Here is an 18,365-nt window from a genome sequence, read left to right as displayed (position 1 = left end):
TGCGCCGTGGCGTGATGCGTCCGCGGAATTCACCCGCCAGGGTAGCGACTGCTCCCGCGCACACGCGGACGCATCAGCCGGTCCCGTCACCGGCGAGCAACTCGTCGGCGTCGACGATGCGGTACGCATAGCCCTGCTCGGCCAGGAAGCGCTGGCGGTGGGCCGCGAAGTCCTGGTCGACGGTGTCGCGGGCGACGACCGAGTAGAACCGCGCCTCGTGCCCGTCGGCCTTGGGCCGCAGCACCCGCCCGAGCCGCTGGGCCTCCTCCTGGCGGGAGCCGAAGGTGCCCGACACCTGGATGGCGACGGTCGCCTCCGGCAGGTCGATCGAGAAGTTCGCGACCTTGGAGACGACCAGCACGGAGATCTCCCCCGCCCGGAAGGCGTCGAAGAGCTTCTCGCGCTGGGCGTTGCTGGTCTCGCCCTTGATCACGGGCGCGTCCAGGTGCTCGCCGAGCTCGTCGAGCTGGTCGATGTACTGGCCGATGACCAGCGTCTGCTCACCCTTGTGCCGGGCCACCAGCGCCTCGGTGACCTTGCGCTTGGAGTCGGTGGTCGAGCAGAAGCGGTACTTCTCCTCGGTCTCCGCCGTCGCGTACGCCAGCCGCTCCGACTCGGTGAGGTTCACCCGCACCTCGACGCAGTCGGCCGGGGCGATGTAGCCCTGGGCCTCGATCTCCTTCCACGGCGCGTCGAAGCGCTTGGGGCCGATCAGGGAGAAGACGTCGGACTCCCGCCCGTCCTCGCGCACCAGCGTCGCGGTCAGCCCGAGCCGCCGCCTGGCCTGCAGGTCGGCGGTGAACTTGAAGACGGGTGCGGGCAGCAGATGCACCTCGTCGTAGACGACCAGGCCCCAGTCCCGGGAGTCGAACAGCTCCAGGTGGGGGTAGATGCCCTTTCGCTTGGTGGTCAGCACCTGGTACGTGGCGATGGTGACCGGGCGGATCTCCTTGCGCGTCCCGCTGTACTCGCCCACCTCGTCCTCGGTCAGCGAGGTGCGCTTGACCAGCTCGTGCTTCCACTGCCGGGCCGAGACGGTGTTGGTCACCAGGATCAGCGTCGTGGCCTTGGCCTTGGCCATGGCCCCCGCGCCGACCAGCGTCTTGCCCGCGCCGCACGGCAGCACGACCACGCCGGAGCCGCCGTGCCAGAAACCGTCGACGGCCTGCTGCTGGTACGGCCGCAGCGCCCAGCCGTCCTCGCGCAGCTCTATGGGGTGCGCCTCGCCGTCGACGTACCCGGCGAGGTCCTCCGCGGGCCAGCCCAGCTTGAGCAGGGTCTGCTTGATCTGCCCGCGCTCGGAGGGGTGCACCGCGACGGTGTCGTCGTCGATCCGAGCCCCCACCAGCGGCACGATCTTCTTCGACCGGAGGATCTCCTCCAGCACCGGCCGGTCGGTGCTCTCCAGCACCAGCCCGTGCACCGGGTGCTTGAGCAGCCGCAGCCGCCCGTAGCGGGCCATGGTCTCGGCGACGTCGACGAGCAGCGCGTGCGGCACGGGGTAGCGGGAGTGGGTGACGAGCGCGTCGACGACCTGCTCCGCGTCGTGCCCGGCGGCCCGCGCGTTCCACAGGCCCAGCGGGGTGACCCGGTAGGTGTGGATGTGCTCCGGCGCCCGCTCCAGCTCCGCGAACGGCGCAATGGCCCGCCGGCAGGCGTCGGCCTGCTCGTGGTCCACCTCCAGGAGCAGCGTCTTGTCGCTTTGGACGATCAGCGGACCGTTCACGCGTCACCCTTTCGCTACGGCTAAACCTCCAGTGTGCCTCATGCGGCGGTGGTCACGTCGGGGGTTCGCCGGGTCGCAAGCCGGCTCCTACCCTCCTTCGTACCCGGCCGATGTAGTCGAGGGTCACGTCGGCCTTCTCAACATCGCCGGTCTGGTGATAGAGATCGGCGGCAAGCTCAAGGTTTTCCAGAGCCTCGGTGTTGCAACCCTGCCGGAGAAGCGCGAACGCGAGACTCGTGAGCTCCGAGGCGAGAGCGTGATCGTCCTTTGCCTCCAGGAAAGCCTCCAGGGCGAGGGTGTGGAGCCGTATCGCCTTGCGCCATTTTCCTTGCTTCTGTCGCACCAGGGCCATGTTTCCCAAGGTCATCGCCTCGCCGCGATGGTCTCCCAAGCTCTGGAATACACCGAGTGCCTCCTGCTGCGCGGTAAGAGCCGCTTCGAGATCCCCAGCAACGATCAGCGTCCCGGCGAAGTTGGAGAGCTCGACCGCCCTCTCATGGGGAATGAGCAGACCATCGGCCATTCCGAGCGCACGCTTGTGCAGCTCCACGGCCTGCTCGGCCTTCCCCTCATCGCGCACGGCCTTGGCGAGGCCGCCCAGAGCCTGGGAATAGCTACGTAGGTCTCCTTGCTTCCGGTAAATCTTCGCGGCTTTCCGGAAGGCACGGCGAGCCTCGCCAACACGCTCCAGCTGGAGCAGTGTCTCGCCGACATTGCTCAGAGCACTGGCTACTCCGTTCCGGTCGCCGGCTTTCCTGAACAGCTGCGCGGCTTCGCTGTGGGCCACTACCGCCGCTTGGAACTTGCGCTGATCGTGAAGTGAGAGACCGAAATTATTCAGCGCACTGGCCAGGGCCTGGCCTCTCTTCAGCTTCCGGCAGATCTTGATGGCCTTATGGTGTGCGCGAACCGACTTACGCAGTTTGCGCATATCCCGAAGGGCCACGCCGAGAGAACTCAGCAGAGCTGCCTCGCGATATCCGTCCTTGCGGTTTCGATTCGACCGGATGCCCGCAGTCAGGACCCGCCTGGCGTCCTCCAGATAGCGTGCCTCCTGCAGAAAACGCGAGACGGGCGCTGCCAGAGCCGCACACATAAAATCGTCACCGGCCTCATGAGCCCAGACGGTGGCTGCGACCAGGGTGTGTCGCTCGACCTCCAGCCACTGCAGCGCCGCAGCCCGGCCGGCGAAGATGGGTTCGGCCCCATGCCCCTCTACCGCGAAGTCGAAAAGCGTATCGCACGCCACGGTGGCCATCTTGTGGAGATGGACGAGCAGACGCATGAGGCCCTCGCCCCAGGAGTCGTCGCTCGACATGAGCAGCTGGCGGGAGTAGAGGCGCACAAGACTGTGCGGCTGCCAGCGACCGTACGGTTCCCGTGGCTCAACGAGGTGTCGGCGAGCCAAGTCCAGCAAAATCCGTTCGGTCTCCTTGACACTGTCGCCGGACAGCTGGGCCGCAGACTCGGTGGAGAAATCCGGCCCCGGGTTCAAGGAAATCAGCCGGAATAGCTTGGCCTGGGCTTTGGTGAGCCTCCGATAGGAGAGTTCGAAGGCCGCCGTCACAGCCCGTTCCTCCCTGCTCAGTACGGAGAGCCGGGAGTGCGCGTCCGCCAGGTCGCGGCACAGGTGGGACAAAGGCCGTGTCGGTACGTCGACGAGCAGGGACGCCAGGATGCGCAGCGCCAGCGGCAAACCGCCGCACAGCGCGACGAGCCGGTCGCCCTCATGAGCCTCGTCCACCATCCGCGAGTCCTCGGGCAGAGCCGTGCGGAGCGCACCGGCCAGCAGCTCCCGGCCCTCGTGGGCGGGCAGCTCCTGCAAGGTCAGCGACAAGGCATCCAGTTCGGCCAGGGAATGCCGTGACGACACGAGCACCGCCGTACTTCCGTCACTCGGCAGAAGATGACGGATCTTGTCGGTGGCCGGTACATCGTCCAGGACCACCAAGACCCGTCGTCCGGCAGCAGCCAGCGCGCCGAGAGCGGAACGGTAGACGAGCGCGCGCTCATCGGTGCCTGGCGGAACGTGTTCCGGGGGGACACCGAGCGCCCGCAGGAGGGTACCGAGAGCCCGCTTGGGTGACACCTTGCGTCCCGCGTCGTACCCGTGCAGATCAACGAAGAGGACCCCACCGGGGAACCAGCCTTCTTCTCGCAGCGCTCGGTGAGCGGCCTGTAGCACGAATTCGGTCTTGCCAACGCCGGCGAGTCCAGTCACCACCACGGCGCCCACGGTCTCGGCGGGTGTCGGCGCCAGAAGCGCGAGGGTCTGTTCCAACTCGGCACGGCGTCCGGCGAAGGTGGCCGTCTGCCGGGGAAGCCCGGCGAGCGCCGGGTCGGGGCGATCTGGCAGAGTCAGAGTGACTGTCTGCCCCTGGACGACGACGTCGAAGAACACTCCACCGCTAATAGAGTTTTCGATCGTGTCGGTCATTCCCCGACCTGCTGGTGCCGGGCGACCGCTCTACTGAAGGCGATCACCTCCGCCGCGGTGAACATGTGTCTGGTTTCTGTGGTGACCACATATCCGACCTCACGCCATGCATGCAGAAACGCAGGGTCCATGCCCATCTCCTCCGCCTGCTCCGCCATTCTCAGCAGCGCGTCGTCGAAGTACTTCTTGGTGAGAGGAGTGGGTTCTTCGGCGTCGGGATCGAAGAACACCGGGTCTTCCGGACCCGGATCGCGCCCAAACTTCCTCCTGAACTCACTACGTTGGGCTTCCAGCGACTTCTTGATCTCCTGCCCTTGCGCAGAATCGGTCGAGAACGTCATCACGGAACTTCCATCCGCGTTCCAGATGCGCTCGAAAGGCCGGTCGATCCTCCGGCCATTGGCCGCCGTCCCACCGGACTTCTTGTGGACCTTCTGCCGCACCGCCTCGCGAACGGCCTGTCGCCGCTCGGCCCATCCCGTGTCCTCTCCTTCCGGAGTGCGGTCCGCCTCTTCGTCACCCTCCGCTTCCGCCAAGGCGGCGGCACTTCTCCGAGCAGCGGCACTCAGACTCATTCGTGCGTGCATGCCGACCCAGTCCAGCATGTCCGCAGTGATCACCGTGTCCCGTGTGGTCACACTAGAAATACCCAGCTCGAAAGCCAGGCGCGACAGGGCGAGACCGGGAGAGCTGGTCCAGAGCAGGGCTTCGGAGGGAATCGGTTCGGTGAACGCGGGTATGGCGAAGAGGTGCCCGAGAACATCGGCGACGGGCATCTCCCGCGCTGGGGCGAGAAGAAGGATGTCGAGCACCGGCACCAACGTCGATGCCTCGCCCATGGAGAGAGCCCAGGCCGAGGCATGTTCACCCAAGTCCTCCACGAGTTCGCCGGGCTTCGCCATGAGCGCCGCGTACAAGGCAACCAGCAGTAGTAGCGAGTCCTTCTTCACCGGCAGCCCGGCGTCACGAATCCGGCGCAGGCCTTCGCCGAGGATGGCCTCAGGGGTGTCGTCGGCCCGCTCCTCCTCGTCCGCGCTCTTCCAGAACCGCCTGACCCGTTCCTTCGCGTCCGCCGGCGGATCGGGGAACCGCAGGTCGCTGGGCGGTCCGAAGACCGCGCGGCATCCATCTAGGGCCTCCCCCGGAAGAAACCGCCGGGGAATGCGGCGCTGGTCGAGCCCGGCAGCTTCGAGCCGGCCTGCCAGCGCAAGCATCAGATGCCCGTCATCCACCGGGAGCCTCAGCTCCTCGCTTATCAAGACGGCTTCGCGGACGAAGCGTTGGATGCCTTTGCCGTGCACGGTGCCGCGCAGGAGGCGCAGCCACGCATCACGTGCGTTGGCGAATTCGTACTCGTCCTCGAATGCCTGGGGCCAAACCGTTCCCAGGAACAGCGCGTCCAGCGGGTCGATCTCCCGGTACCAGTGCGGCGCGGTTCCCTCCTGCTGGGCGAACCCGAGCCCCCCGTAACCGAATGCGTAGGCGCCGGCCAGGCTGAGCTTCCCCGGCGCGTTGGAGCGCAACAGCCGCCCGAGCGCTTCTTCGCCCAGTGCTCGTGGATCGCCACTGACACTGACTCGAGCCACGGAAGTCGGCGCTGTCTTCTGCCCTCGTGCTTCCTGCTTCTTCCTCGATGCTTTGCCCACTTCACCCTCCCGGGTGCAAGTGTGGCTTATCTTGCGGGGCCCACTGGCAATCTCGTAGGACAACCTGACAGATTTCCGGTGACCGCTGTGGGAGACCCGGCCGGCAGCCTCAGTCGAGGATTCCGCGGGCGTCGAGGATCTGGTGGACGTCCTCCAGGGTCCGCGGCGCGGGCGCGTCCTGCTCCAGGACGCCCGTCTCGCGCAGGGCGGGGACCGCCTCGGCGAGGGCGGTGGCGGATTCCGCCGGGCTGCCGGCCTCGTGCAGGAGCTGGGCGAGGTTCACCCGGGCCAGGCCCTCGTGGTAGCGGTCGTCGGTGTCGCGGTAGCAGGCGACGGCCTCGGTGCAGGCCGCGAGGGCTTCGGCCGGGCGGTCGGCGCCGGCCAGGGCGGAGGCGAGGTTGACGAGGACCCTGCCCTCGGCGTTGCGGTCGGCCAGCTCGCGGTAGCGGGCCACCGCCTGTTCGAGGGGGGCGAGCGCCTCCTCGTTGCGGCCGGACCTGATCAGGGACAGCCCGAGGTTGCCCAGTGCGTTGGCCTCGCCGTGCGGGGCGTGGCAGGTGCGGAAGGACTCGACGGCCCGGGCCTGCGCGTCCAGGGACTCCTCGAACCGCCCCTGCCGGGAGCGGACGAGGCCCAGGTTGGTGAGCGTCTGGGCCTCGCCGTGGACGTCGCCCAGCTCGCCCAGGATGTCCCGGGCGCGGACGAGGGCCTCGGCGGCCTCGTCGAGCAGGCCCTCGTGGCGCAGGACCGTGCCGAGGTTGTTCAGGGCCAGGGCCTCCCCGCGGCGGTCGCCGATGCGTGCGCAGATGGCGGCGTCCCGGCGGTGGACCTCGATGGCCTCGGCGAAGCGGCGCAGGTCCTGCAGGACGAGGCCGAGGTTGGTCAGCGCGATGCCCTCGTTGCGCAGTTCGCCGGTCTCGCGGTGGATGGCGATGGCCTACTCCAGGACGGTGATCGCCTCGTCGAAGCGGCGCATCTCGCCGAGCACCAGCCCGAGGTTGCTCAGGGCGCCGGCCTCGCCGCTGCGGTCGTCGATCCGCCGGTACAGGTCCGCGGCGACCTCGATGATCGAGGCCGCCTCCTCGAACCGTCGCAGGTGGCGCATCGGCACGCTGATGTTGTTGAGCACTCCGGCGAGGGCGAGCGGCCATTCCATGGCCCTGGCCGCCGACATGGCCAGGGCCCCAAGGCCCAGCCAGTCGTCGAAGTGGCGCCGCAGGGAGAGGTACTCACCGAGGGCCTCGAACAGCATCAGGGGCAGTTGCGGTGCGTCGAGGGCGGCGGCCGTCGCCGCGACCGCGATGAGGTTGGTGCGCTCGTCGTCGAGCCAGGTCAGGGCCTGGTTGCGGGTGGCGAAGCGGGGGTGGGGCGCGGTCGCGTGGGCCAGGTGGCTGGCGGAGGCCCGGGTGGTGGTGACGTAGTGCTGCAGGAGCCGTTCGAGGGCCCGCGCGGCGGCGTCCTCGGGGCCGTGGGCCTCGCCCAGTTCGGCGGCGTACAGCCGCATCAGGTCGTGCATGCGCCAGCGCCCGTACGTCGCGCCCGCCTCCAGCAGGTGGCCGCGGGCGAGGGCGCGCAGCAGCTCCTCGGCGGCGTAGGGGTCGGCGTCGGCCAGGCGCGCGGCGGCCTCGGTGGACAGGTCGGGGCCGGGGTTGAGGGACAGCAGCCGGAAGAGGCGGGCCTGGTCGGGGCGCAGGTGCGCGTAGGAGAGCGCGAAGGCCGCGCGGACCGTGGCGTCCTCGCTGGTCAGGCGCTCGAGTCTGCTGCGGCCGTCCTCCAGGGCGCCGGCCATGGAGGCCAGCGGCCGGCTGGGCAGTTCGGCGAGCAGGGCGGCGACGATCCGCAGGGCGAGGGGCAGGTGGCCGCACAGCCGGGCGAGGCGGGCGGCGGCGCCGGGGTCGTCGGCGACGCGGGTGTCGTCCTCGCCGCGGGCCTGGCGCACGGCTCCGGCCAGCAGGTCCACGGCGGCGGCCTCGTCGAGTACGGACAGGTCGTACAGCCGGGCGCCGAGGCCGGTGAGGGTGTGGCGGGAGGTGACGAGGACGGGGATGCGCGGGTCGCCGGAGAGCAGCGGCCGGGCCTGTTCGCTGCTGCCGGCGTTGTCGAGGACGACGAGGAGCCGGCGCCCCTGGTCGGCGTAGGCGGCGAGGACCGAGCGGTAGAGGCGGGCGCGGTCCTGCAGGTCGGCGGGGAGGTGCTCGTCGGTGACGCCGAGGGCGCGCAGCAGGGAGCCGAGGGCGCGTTCGGGGGTGAGGCGGCGTTCGGCGTCGTAGCCGAAGAGGTCGGTGAACAGCACGCCGCCGGGGAACCAGTCCTGCTCGCGCCAGGCGTGCCAGGCGGCCTGCCGGACGAGTTCGGTCTTGCCGACGCCGGGCAGTCCGGCCACGGAGCACACGTGGGGTGCGCCGTCGCCGGGCGGGCGCGGGCGCAGGAGGTCCGTGAGGAAGGCGAGGTCGTCGCCGCGGCCGGTGAAGGCGGGTGACGGGTCGGGCATGCCGGTGAGGTGGGGCGGCAGTTCGCGGGGCAGCTGGAGGGTGACGTTCTGGCCCTGGACGACGGTGTGGAAGAAGACGCCGCCGGATATGTCGTTGTGCACGCCCCGCCCCTCGCTCGCATCCGTGTGCCTCCCCACGGTACGGGCGCACGGGGCCGCGGGGAGGGGAAAACGCCGCCGGGGCGGCACCCCCTGGGAGAGGGGTGCCGCCCCGGCGATCAGGACGGTCGATCAACCGGTGCGGTCGATCAGAAGTCCATGTCACCGCCCGGCATGCCGCCCGGAGCGGCCGCGGCGGCCTTCTCCGGCTTGTCGGCGATGACGGCCTCGGTGGTCAGGAACAGCGCGGCGATGGACGCGGCGTTCTGCAGGGCGGAGCGGGTGACCTTCGCCGGGTCGATGATGCCCTCGGCGATCATGTCGACGTACTCGCCCGTGGCGGCGTTCAGACCGTGACCGACGGTCAGGTTGCGCACCTTCTCCACGACGACGCCGCCCTCGAGACCACCGTTGACGGCGATCTGCTTGAGCGGGGCCTCCAGGGCGGCCTTGACGGCGGCGGCACCGGTGGCCTCGTCGCCCTCGAGGTCCAGCTTCTCGAAGACCGAGGAAGCCTGGAGCAGGGCCACGCCACCACCGGCGACGATGCCCTCCTCGACGGCGGCCTTGGCGTTGCGGACGGCGTCCTCGATGCGGTGCTTGCGCTCCTTGAGCTCCACCTCGGTGGCGGCACCGGCCTTGATGACGGCCACGCCGCCGGCCAGCTTCGCCAGGCGCTCCTGCAGCTTCTCGCGGTCGTAGTCGGAGTCGCTGTTCTCGATCTCGGCGCGGATCTGGTTGACGCGGCCCTGGACCTGGTCGCTGTCACCGGCACCGTCGACGATGGTCGTCTCGTCCTTGGTGATGACGACCTTGCGGGCGCGGCCGAGCAGGTCGAGACCGGCGTTCTCCAGCTTGAGGCCGACCTCCTCGGAGATGACCGTGCCACCGGTGAGGATGGCGATGTCGCCGAGCATGGCCTTGCGGCGGTCGCCGAAGCCCGGGGCCTTGACGGCGACGGACTTGAAGGTGCCGCGGATCTTGTTGACGACCAGGGTCGACAGGGCCTCGCCCTCGACGTCCTCGGCGATGATCAGCAGCGGCTTGCCCGACTGCATGACCTTCTCCAGCAGCGGGAGCAGGTCCTTGACCGAGGAGATCTTGGAGTTGGCGATGAGGATGTAGGGGTCCTCGAGGACGGCCTCCATGCGCTCCATGTCGGTCGCGAAGTACGCCGAGATGTAGCCCTTGTCGAAGCGCATGCCCTCGGTGAGCTCGAGCTCGAGGCCGAAGGTGTTGGACTCCTCGACGGTGATGACGCCTTCCTTGCCGACCTTGTCCATGGCCTCGGCGATGAGCTCGCCGATCTGGGTGTCGGCGGCGGAGATGGAGGCGGTGGAGGCGATCTGCTCCTTGGTCTCCACGTCCTTGGCCTGCTCGAGCAGGGCGGCGGAGACGGCCTCGACGGCCTTCTCGATACCGCGCTTGAGGGCCATCGGGTTGGCACCCGCGGCCACGTTGCGCAGACCCTCGCGGACCAGCGCCTGGGCGAGGACGGTCGCGGTCGTCGTGCCGTCACCGGCGACGTCGTCCGTCTTCTTCGCGACCTCCTTGACCAGCTCGGCGCCGATCTTCTCGTACGGGTCCTCGAGCTCGATCTCCTTGGCGATGGACACACCATCGTTGGTGATCGTGGGGGCGCCCCACTTCTTCTCGAGGACGACGTTCCGGCCCTTGGGGCCGAGGGTGACCTTGACGGCGTCGGCGAGCTGGTTCATCCCGCGCTCGAGACCGCGCCGTGCCTCCTCGTCGAACGCGATGATCTTGGCCATGTGAAGTGGTCCTCCCAGGACGGGGTGGATTGCTCCGGACCGCGCTGGCGCCCGCGACGGACGGCCTGCTTGCCCCGCGGTTCCTTGCCCCGCTTGGCCCGCGACCTCACCGACGGTCCAAATCTGTCACTCTCACCTGGAGAGTGCTAAGCCCAATGATTAGCACTCGCACCCTGAGAGTGCAAGGCCGCCCTACCGGTGCAGCCTGCCCCGCCGGGCCCGGCGTCACACGTGGTGCCCAAGGGTGCCCGCAACACGCGAGGGGCCCGCGTCGTGATGACGCGAGCCCCTCGGCGAGCTTCAGTGAGCTTGAGTGAGCCGGTGGTCGATGCGCACCGATCAGGCGGTCACCTTGACCATGTCCGCCTGCGGCCCCTTCTGGCCCTGCGAGATCTCGAACTCGACCCGCTGCCCCTCCTCGAGGGTGCGGTAACCGTCCATCTGGATCGCGCTGTAGTGGACGAATACATCCGCACCACCGTCGACCGCGATGAAGCCGTACCCCTTCTCCGCGTTGAACCACTTGACGGTGCCCTGAGCCATGCCTAACTCCCCTATTACTGGCCCTTGCACAGGACCGCACTTCGCGGACCCGGGTCAGACCTCACCCCCAGACAGGGTGGGGGTGTGCGCCGGAACGCGTCGACCGCGGCTGAATGTATCTGCACGGATGCCGTCTGCAACAGGTCACTCGGACGAGAAATCCGGCGGCGGCCGATCGGTTATTCGTACCGATTTCCACAGCTTCCCGGGCAAGTCGGACCGGGCAAAACGCCACCAACCCGGCAGATCGCATCCTCGCATTGGGCGCAACTTGACGGGTTCTCGTACGCACTCGGCAGTGACGCCAGAGGGGGAACGCCCCAACTGTAGCGCGCTTCAACAGACGGAATCGCCCCGTCCGCTTTACGGACGGGGCGATTCCGTCTGCTTGCCGAGCGTGCTCGCGCGGGGCCGCTCAGCCGCCCGCGACGGCGGGAATGATCGAGACGCCGGCCCCGTCGGGCGTGGCCGTGCCCAGGCCGTCCTCGAAGCGGACGTCGTCGTCGTTCACGTAGACGTTCACGAAGCGGCGCAGCTTGCCGGCGTCGTCGAGCACCCGGCCGGCGATGCCGGGGTGGTTCGCCTCCAGGGAGGCGATCACCTCGCCGAGAGTGGCTCCGTCGGCGGTGACCTCCGCCTGCCCGGCGGTGTAGGTGCGCAGGATGGTGGGGATGCGGACGGTGACGCTCATGGGTATGCCTCAGCCTTCTGTGTGTCGTGTGAGGTGAGCGGTGTGAGGTGAGCGGTGTGAGTGAAGAGAGGGACGCCCATTCGGGCGAAGGGCCCTACCGGCCCTGCAGGCCCGCCGCGCGGAAGGCGTCGAGCGTCGGGCGGATCGTGGCCGTCGGCCCCGCCGCCACCGCGTCGAGCGTCTTGAGCCCGTCCCCCGTGTTGAGCACGACCGTGGTCAGCTCCGGGTCCAGCGCGCCGCTCGCGAGCAGCTTGCGCGTCACGCCCACCGTCACCCCGCCCGCGGTCTCGGCGAAGATGCCCTCCGTCCGGGCGAGCAGCCGGATCGCGTCGACGACCGCCGCGTCGTCGACGTCCTCCACGCCGCCGCCGGTGCGCCGGGCGATGTCGAGCACGTAGATACCGTCGGCCGGGTTGCCGATCGCCAGGGACTTGGCGATGGTGTCCGGCCGTACCGGCCGCACCACCTCGTGCCCCGCCTTGAAGGCCCGGGAGACCGGGGCGCAGCCCTCGGCCTGGGCGCCGAAGATCTTGTACGGGCGGTCCTCGACGAGCCCGAGCGCGACGAGCTCCCGCAGCCCCTTGTCGATCTTCGTCAGCTGGGAGCCGGAGGCGACCGGCACGACGATCTGGTCCGGCAGCCGCCAGCCGAGCTGCTCGCAGATCTCGTACGCGAGGGTCTTGGAGCCCTCCGCGTAGTACGGGCGGAGGTTGACGTTGACGAAGCCCCAGCCCTCGCCGAGCGGATCGCCGATGAGCTCGGAGCAGAAGCGGTTGACGTCGTCGTACGTGCCCTCGATGCCGACGAGGTCGCCGCCGTAGACCGCGGCCATGACGACCTTGCCGGCCTCCAGGTCGTGCGGGATGAACACGCACGAGCGCAGGCCCGCGCGGGCCGCGGCCGCGCCGACGGCGCCGGCGAGGTTCCCGGTGGAGGAGCAGGACAGGGTGGTGAAGCCGAAGGCGCGCGCCGCCTCGACGGCGACGGCGACGACGCGGTCCTTGAAGGAGTGCGTGGGGTTGCCGGAGTCGTCCTTGACGTACAGGCCGCCGGTCACGCCGAGTTCGCGGGCGAGGTTGTCGGCCTTGACGAGCCTGGTGAGGCCGGGCTCGAGGTTGGGCCGTTCGGCGACGTCCGCGGCGACGGGCAGCAGCGGCGCGTACCGCCAGATGCTGGCGGGGCCGGCCTCGATGCACCGGCGCAGCTCCTCGGGGTCGCCCTGGGGCAGCTCGTAGGCCACTTCCAGCGGTCCGAAGCAGGAGGCGCAGGCGAAGACGGGGCCGAGGGGGGAACGCTCCCCGCACTCGCGGCAGGAGAGCGCGACGGCGGACCCGAAAGAAGATGTGACGGTACGACTTTCAACGGCTTCGACGGCCATGGAGGCGAGGCCCTTTCTCCTCATCTTCCTCGCGGCGCACCTCGCCGCGAGACGGAATTGGCACCTTCCCCGCCGGGAGCCTCGCGTCCTGCTGCGGACGAAAGACCGGCTGGAGGGTTGCCGGGGCTTCATCGGGCCGTGTCCCTCTGCCCCTCTGGATGAGCGGTATGGCGCTGGGCGGACCCAGGCATTTGTGCGCGGCACGACCCCGACATAGGACGGCCGTCCGCGTTGTTCAAGACTGTAACGGAAGGGGCGGCCGCAGCAGAGGGCCGTCCGAACCGCGAGATGCGTCACACGGGCGCATCGGCGACCATCGAGACGATGCACAGCAGGGAGTCCTACACGTGCTGGATGAGGTGGAGCGCTGGCTGGCCCAGCGGTCCTGGTCCGCAGCCGATCGTCCGCTCGACCGGCTTCTCGCTGCCAAACGCGGCTCGGGCACCACGGTCAGCGTCGTACTGCCGGCGCTGAACGAGGAGGCCACGGTCGGCGCCATAGCGGCGACGATCCGCCGCGAGCTGATGACGGACGCCGTCCCGCTCGTGGACGAGCTGGTGGTGCTGGATTCCGGCTCCACCGACCGTACGGCGGAGGAGGCGGCGGCGGCCGGGGCGCGCGTGGTGCACCGCGACGAGGTGCTGCCGCGGATCCCCGCCCTGCCCGGCAAGGGCGAGGTCCTGTGGCGCTCGCTGCTGGTCACCACCGGTGACATCGTCTGCTTCGTCGACGCCGATCTGCGGGACTTCTCCGCCACGTTCGTCTCCGGCATCGTCGGCCCGCTGCTGACCGACCCGGAGGTGCAGTTCGTCAAGGGGATGTACGACCGTCCCCTCGGCGAGGCCCCCGGCCAGGGCGGCCGGGTCACCGAGCTGGTCGCCCGCCCGCTGCTGAACCTGCACTGGCCGCAGCTCGCCGGCTTCGTCCAGCCGCTGGGCGGCGAGTACGCGGCCCGCCGCTCGCTGCTGGAGCGGCTGCCCTTCCCCGTGGGGTACGGCGTGGAGCTCGGCCTGCTCGTCGACGCCCTGCACACGGTGGGCCTGGACGCCCTCGCCCAGGTCGACGTCGGCGAGCGCAAGCACCGCCACCAGGACGGCCGCGCGCTCGGCCGGATGGCGGCGACCATCTACCGCACGGCACAGCTGCGCCTGGCCCGCGGCCACCTCGTACGGCCCGCGCTGACCCAGTTCGAGCGAACGGCGGAGGGTTTCGTCCCGCGCACGTACCCCGTCGACACGGAGGAGCGGCCCCCGATGGCCGGAATCCCGGAGTACGCCCGCCGGCATGCCGCGTAAGCGTACGTTTGAGCGGTTCTCCCGGGGGCAAGGCTGGCGACATGGTCGTTGAGCACACCCACACCGCCCCCGGCACGGCACCCATCGTGGTCGCCTCCAACCGCGGCCCGGTCTCCTACCGGCTCGGCGAGGACGGCACCCTGCACGCGGGCCGCGGCGGCGGCGGGCTGGTCTCGGGGCTGAGCGCGATCGGCCCGGACGCCGGGGCGGTGTGGGTCTGCGCGGCCCTCGGCGAGGGCGACCGGCTCGCCGCCCGGCGCGCCGGGCGCAGACTGGCCGCCGCCGACACCGGCGAGCAGCCGGTGCGGATGCTCGACATCCCCTCCGCCACCTTCGCCGCCGCCTACAACGGCGTGGCCAACTCCGTCCTGTGGTTCCTGCACCACATGCTCTGGCAGACCCCGCTCGAACCCTCCTTCGACAGCGGGTTCCGCGAGCAGTGGGCCCAGTACGAGGCGTACAACACCGCCTTCGCCGACGCCGTCGCCGAGGAGGCCGCCGAGGGCGCCTGCGTCCTCGTCCAGGACTACCACCTCACCCTCGTGCCCGGGCTGCTCCGCGCCCGCCGCCCCGACCTGCGCATCGGCCACTTCTCCCACACCCCGTGGGCCCCGCCCGACTACTACCGCCTGCTGCCCGACGACATCGCCGAACAGGTGCTGCGCGGCATGCTCGGCGGCGACCGGGCGGCCTTCCTCACCCGCCGCTGGGCCGAGTCCTTCGCCGCCTGCTGCACGAGCGTGCTGCCCGGCGCGGAGATCCTGCGCGAGGCCGACGGCACCGCCGCGGCCGTCCGCTTCGAGGACCGCACCACCCGGCTCGGCGTGCACGGGCTCGGCGCCGACGCCGAGTTCCTGCGCGCCCGCGCGCACCGGCCGGACGTCGAGGAGTGGATCGACCGGCTGCGCGAGCAGATCGGCCCCGACCGCAGCATCGTCCTGCGCGTCGACCGCACGGAGCTGTCCAAGAACATCGTGCGCGGCCTGCACGCCTACCGGCGCCTCCTGGAGGACCACCCCCAGTGGCGCGGCCGCGTCGTCCACCTCGCCTTCGCCTACCCCTCCCGGCAGGACCTGAAGGTCTACCGCGACTACACCGACGAGGTCCAGCGCGTCGCCCAGGAGATCAACTCCACCTTCGGCACGGACTCCTGGCAACCGGTCTCCCTGCAGGTCAAGGACGACTTCGCGCGCTCCCTCGCCGCCTACCGCATCGCCGACGTGGCCCTGGTCAACCCCATCCGCGACGGCATGAACCTCGTCGCCAAGGAGGTCCCCGTCGTCTCCGACCGCGGCTGCGCCCTCGTGCTCTCCCGCGAGGCCGGCGCCGCGGCGGAACTGGGCGACGACGCGCTGCTGGTGAACCCCTACGACGTGGAGGCGACGGCGCGCGCCCTGCACATGGCCCTGCTGATGGACCCGGCCGAGCGCGCGGAACGCACCAAACGCCTCTCCTCCGCAGCCACAGCCCTCCCCCCGGCCCGCTGGTTCACGGACCAACTGGCAGCACTGCGGAGGTAGGCGTGTTCCGGGGGCGGCGCCCCCGGCTGCCCGTTTTGCAGGCGGCCGGGCCGCTGCCCGGTTGTGGGCAGGCGTGCCGCTGGGGGCACCTCCCAGCGGTAGCTGGGGGAGGCACGGGTGGGCACAAACCCGGCCCACCGGCCCGCACCACCCCGCGGCAGCCCACGGCAGCCCGCGCCGCTCAGCCGAGCTTGTCGGCCAGCGCCGTCAACAGCTCCACCACACCCGACGGCCCGTCCACGACAAGATCCGCCCGCTCCGCCAGCACCGTCACCTCCGCACTGCCACTGCACACGAGCGTCCCCGCCACCCCTTCCCCCCGCAGCTCCTCCACCGCCGCGAAGGCGGCCACGTCGCCGAGGTCGTCGCCGGCGTACAGCACGGCGCGGGCGCCGGTCTCGCGGAGGTAGCCGGCGAGGGCGACGCCCTTGTCCACACCGGGCGGGCGCAGTTCGAGCACGTACCGCCCGGGCTCGACGATCAGCCCGTGCCGTTCGGCGAGCGCCGCGAGCGGCGCGCGCAGCGCCTCGAAGGCGGCCTGCGGGTCGGTGGCGCGCCGGGTGTGCACGGCGATGGCCCGGCCCTTGTCCTCGGTCCAGGTGCCCTGCCACGTACCGGACGCGTCGAGCACGCCGGGCAGCTCGGCCCGTACCGCCGCGACGCCCGGGTGCGGCGCCGGGGCGCGTACGGTGCCGGTGACCGCGTCCCAGCGCTCGGCGCCGTAGTGGCCGAGCACGACCAGGCGCTCCAGGCCGGGCACGCCGGCGAAGCCGCCGTGGCGCACCGCGGCCCCGGCGGGGCGGCCGGTGACGACGGCGACGGAGGCGAGGTGGGGGGCGAGGCGGGCGAGGGCGGGCACGGCGCCGGGGTGGGCGCGGGCCCGCTCGGGGTCGGTGACGATCTCGGCGAGGGTGCCGTCGAAGTCGAGGGCGACGACGGCGTGTTCGGGCCGCGCGAGCAGCGCGGTCAGGCCCTCGCGGCCGGCGTCGGTCACGGGTTCCGGAAGCGGTTGGCTGCCCATGGGGCCCGACCCTACCGGTGTCAGCGGCGCTCGCGCCGCTGCTCGCGCAGGCGCCGCAGCCGGTTGACCGTGACGGGGTCGTGGGCGAGGGCGCGGGGGTCGTCGAGCAGGACGTTCAGGAGCTGGTAGTAGCGGGTGGGTGTGATGCCGAGCCGTTCGCGGACGGCCCGTTCCTTGGCGCCGGGCCCGGGCCAGGACTGCCGCTCCAGGGCGAGGACGGCGAGGTCGCGTGCGGACAGGCCGCCCTGGGGGCGGCCTTCCGGCGCGTCCGTTCCGCCGTCCTTCTCCCGACTCACGTATCCCAACCTACCGGTCGGCCAGCTCCGTCGCCTCGGCCTCGCGCTGGATCTCGCCGAGGACGGCGGCGGGGTCGCCGCTCTTCTGCACGACGGATCCGATCTTCTCCTTGATCGTCGCGCTGACCTTGGCCCAGGAGGTCTTGTCGGCCGGGTAGAAGTCGGAGTTCTGCAGCTGGTCGAGGAACGGCCACAGCTTCTCGTACTGCCGGTCCAGGTGCATGGCGGCCGAGGCGGACTCGGTCACGGGCAGCAGCTGGTACTGGCCGGTGAAGCTGAGGTGGTTGTCCTTGCTGAAGACGAAGTCGAGGAAGGTGCCGATCTGCTCGCGGTGGCCGTTCTGCTTGAAGGCCATGATCCAGTCGGCGACGCCCATGGTGGAGGCGGCCTTGCCCTTGATGCCCGGCAGCGGCGCCGTGCCGTACTTGAGCTTGGCGCCCTCCGCCTGCTGCATCAGCGTCGGGTGGCCGTGCAGCATGCCGACCTCGCCCTTGCAGAAGGCGTCGAAGAGGTCCTGACGGTTGGTGCGGGCGGGGTCGCCGGGGCCGGTGAGGCCCTTGCCGACGAGCTCGTCGCGCACCCAGGCGAACGCCTTGATGTTCGCGTCCGAATTGATCGTGTATGCGCCGGTGTTGTCGGTGTAGCCGCCGCCACCCGCCAGCATCCACAGCATCGTCTCGGCGGGCGCCTCCTCGGGGCCCAGCGGGAGACCGAAGGGTATCTTCACGCCGGCCGCCTTGAGCTTGACCGCCGCGGCCTGCAGCTCCTCCCAGGTCTCCGGCGCCTTGCCGATGCCGGCCCTGGTAAAGAGGGACTGGTTGTAGAAGAGCATGCGGGTGCTGGAGACGAACGGCAGGCCGTACTGCACCCGGTGCACCTCGCCCGCCTTGGCGATCGGGGTGATGAAGTCCGCCTGGGTGGGGATGGAGATCAGCTGGTCGGCGCTGTAGAGCTTGCCGGCGGCCGCGAAGTCCGCGTACGCGCCGATCTGCGCGATGTCGGGCGCCTTGCCGGCGGCCACCATGTCGGCGACCTTCTTGTCGACCTCGGTCCAGCTGTAGACCTCGACGTCGATCTTGATGCCGCTGTGCTTGGACTCGAAATCCCGAGCGAGGGAATTCCAGTACTTCTTGGAGCTGTTGTCCGGTTTGTCACCGTAGTCCGCCGCGACCAGCTTCAGCTTCTTGTCGCCGACGGGGCCCTCACTCCCGCACGCCGTCAGAACGGGCGCCAGCGCCGCCGTCGCCACGCCCGCCGCCGTCATGCCCAGGAACCGCCGCCGCTGCACTCTCTGCTACCCACCTTGTGGTTCGTGTCCGCACTATGGAGACCGTGAATCTCCCCCCTGGGATTCGTCGGTCCCGTGGAGACCGTGAGTTTCTCCCGCGCGCAACCTTACGGTCTACGGATCCCGCGTTGCGCTTCGGTATCGCCCTAACGCCCTTCCCCC

General features: G+C 70.3%; 14 protein-coding genes and 1 riboswitch. Of the genes, 2 read left to right on the top strand and 12 right to left on the bottom strand.

From position 1 onward, the window contains the following. Window positions 1–73: 73 nt before the first annotated feature. From AC27L3_RS20425 to thrC, 9 genes are all read right to left on the bottom strand, one after another. A complete protein-coding gene (locus AC27L3_RS20425; protein WP_487235482.1) occupies window positions 74–1,726 on the bottom strand; it encodes a DNA repair helicase XPB in 1,653 nt (550 codons plus the stop codon). A 52-nt stretch (window positions 1,727–1,778) separates the two neighbouring features. Further along, window positions 1,779–4,163, bottom strand: a complete 2,385-nt coding sequence (locus tag AC27L3_RS20420) for a tetratricopeptide repeat protein (RefSeq protein ID WP_487235481.1) — start codon at window positions 4,161–4,163, stop codon at window positions 1,779–1,781. Next, a complete protein-coding gene (locus AC27L3_RS20415) occupies window positions 4,160–5,809 on the bottom strand; it encodes a hypothetical protein (RefSeq protein ID WP_487235480.1) in 1,650 nt (549 codons plus the stop codon). Before AC27L3_RS20415 ends, AC27L3_RS20420 begins: the two co-directional genes overlap by 4 nt. A 109-nt stretch (window positions 5,810–5,918) precedes the next feature. Beyond that, window positions 5,919–6,695 carry a tetratricopeptide repeat protein gene (locus AC27L3_RS20410; protein WP_487235511.1) on the bottom strand — a complete coding sequence of 259 codons (777 nt, stop codon included), beginning with the start codon at window positions 6,693–6,695 and terminating at the stop codon, window positions 5,919–5,921. A 51-nt stretch (window positions 6,696–6,746) separates the two neighbouring features. Then, on the bottom strand, window positions 6,747–8,402 hold the full coding sequence (locus AC27L3_RS20405) for a regulator (protein ID WP_487235479.1): 1,656 nt from the start codon (window positions 8,400–8,402) through the stop codon (window positions 6,747–6,749). Window positions 8,403–8,548: 146 nt separating this feature from the next. After that, window positions 8,549–10,171 carry a chaperonin GroEL gene (gene groL, locus AC27L3_RS20400; RefSeq protein ID WP_487235478.1) on the bottom strand — a complete coding sequence of 541 codons (1,623 nt, stop codon included), beginning with the start codon at window positions 10,169–10,171 and terminating at the stop codon, window positions 8,549–8,551. 339 nt (window positions 10,172–10,510) lie between these two features. Beyond that, on the bottom strand, window positions 10,511–10,714 hold the full coding sequence (locus AC27L3_RS20395) for a cold-shock protein (protein ID WP_004954158.1): 204 nt from the start codon (window positions 10,712–10,714) through the stop codon (window positions 10,511–10,513). A gap of 415 nt (window positions 10,715–11,129) precedes the next feature. Then, entirely contained in the window at window positions 11,130–11,405 is a 276-nt protein-coding gene (locus AC27L3_RS20390) for a ubiquitin-like small modifier protein 1 (RefSeq protein WP_487235477.1), read from the bottom strand. Between the two features lie 94 nt (window positions 11,406–11,499). Next, the gene (gene thrC / locus AC27L3_RS20385; RefSeq protein WP_487235510.1) at window positions 11,500–12,783 is read right to left on the bottom strand and encodes a threonine synthase; all 1,284 of its coding nucleotides are present in this window, start codon (window positions 12,781–12,783) and stop codon (window positions 11,500–11,502) included. A gap of 17 nt (window positions 12,784–12,800) precedes the next feature. Beyond that, a riboswitch (SAM riboswitch) is annotated at window positions 12,801–12,948 on the bottom strand. 182 nt (window positions 12,949–13,130) lie between these two features. Here thrC and AC27L3_RS20380 point away from each other — a divergent pair. Both AC27L3_RS20380 and AC27L3_RS20375 read left to right on the top strand, forming a co-directional pair. Beyond that, entirely contained in the window at window positions 13,131–14,078 is a 948-nt protein-coding gene (locus tag AC27L3_RS20380; protein WP_487235476.1) for a glucosyl-3-phosphoglycerate synthase, read from the top strand. A 41-nt stretch (window positions 14,079–14,119) separates the two neighbouring features. Next, complete coding sequence (locus tag AC27L3_RS20375; protein WP_487235475.1) at window positions 14,120–15,598, top strand: alpha,alpha-trehalose-phosphate synthase (UDP-forming); 1,479 nt, start codon at window positions 14,120–14,122, stop codon at window positions 15,596–15,598. Window positions 15,599–15,779: 181 nt separating this feature from the next. Here the strand turns inward: AC27L3_RS20375 and otsB are convergent, their stop codons facing one another. From otsB to AC27L3_RS20360, 3 genes are read right to left on the bottom strand one after another with little or no spacing between them, the layout of a single operon-like run. Further along, window positions 15,780–16,619 (bottom strand): trehalose-phosphatase, encoded by an 840-nt coding sequence (gene otsB, locus AC27L3_RS20370; protein WP_487235474.1) that lies wholly within the window; start codon window positions 16,617–16,619, stop codon window positions 15,780–15,782. A gap of 20 nt (window positions 16,620–16,639) precedes the next feature. Then, the gene (locus tag AC27L3_RS20365) at window positions 16,640–16,915 is read right to left on the bottom strand and encodes a DUF3263 domain-containing protein (protein ID WP_487235473.1); all 276 of its coding nucleotides are present in this window, start codon (window positions 16,913–16,915) and stop codon (window positions 16,640–16,642) included. Between the two features lie 10 nt (window positions 16,916–16,925). After that, on the bottom strand, window positions 16,926–18,203 hold the full coding sequence (locus AC27L3_RS20360) for an extracellular solute-binding protein (RefSeq protein WP_487235472.1): 1,278 nt from the start codon (window positions 18,201–18,203) through the stop codon (window positions 16,926–16,928). Window positions 18,204–18,365 lie beyond the last annotated feature (162 nt).

The sequence above is a fragment of the Streptomyces sp. PKA51 genome (assembly GCF_057552455.1).
The sequence above is the reverse complement of the archived record's forward strand: the minus strand, read 5'-3'. Positions and strand labels throughout refer to the sequence as shown.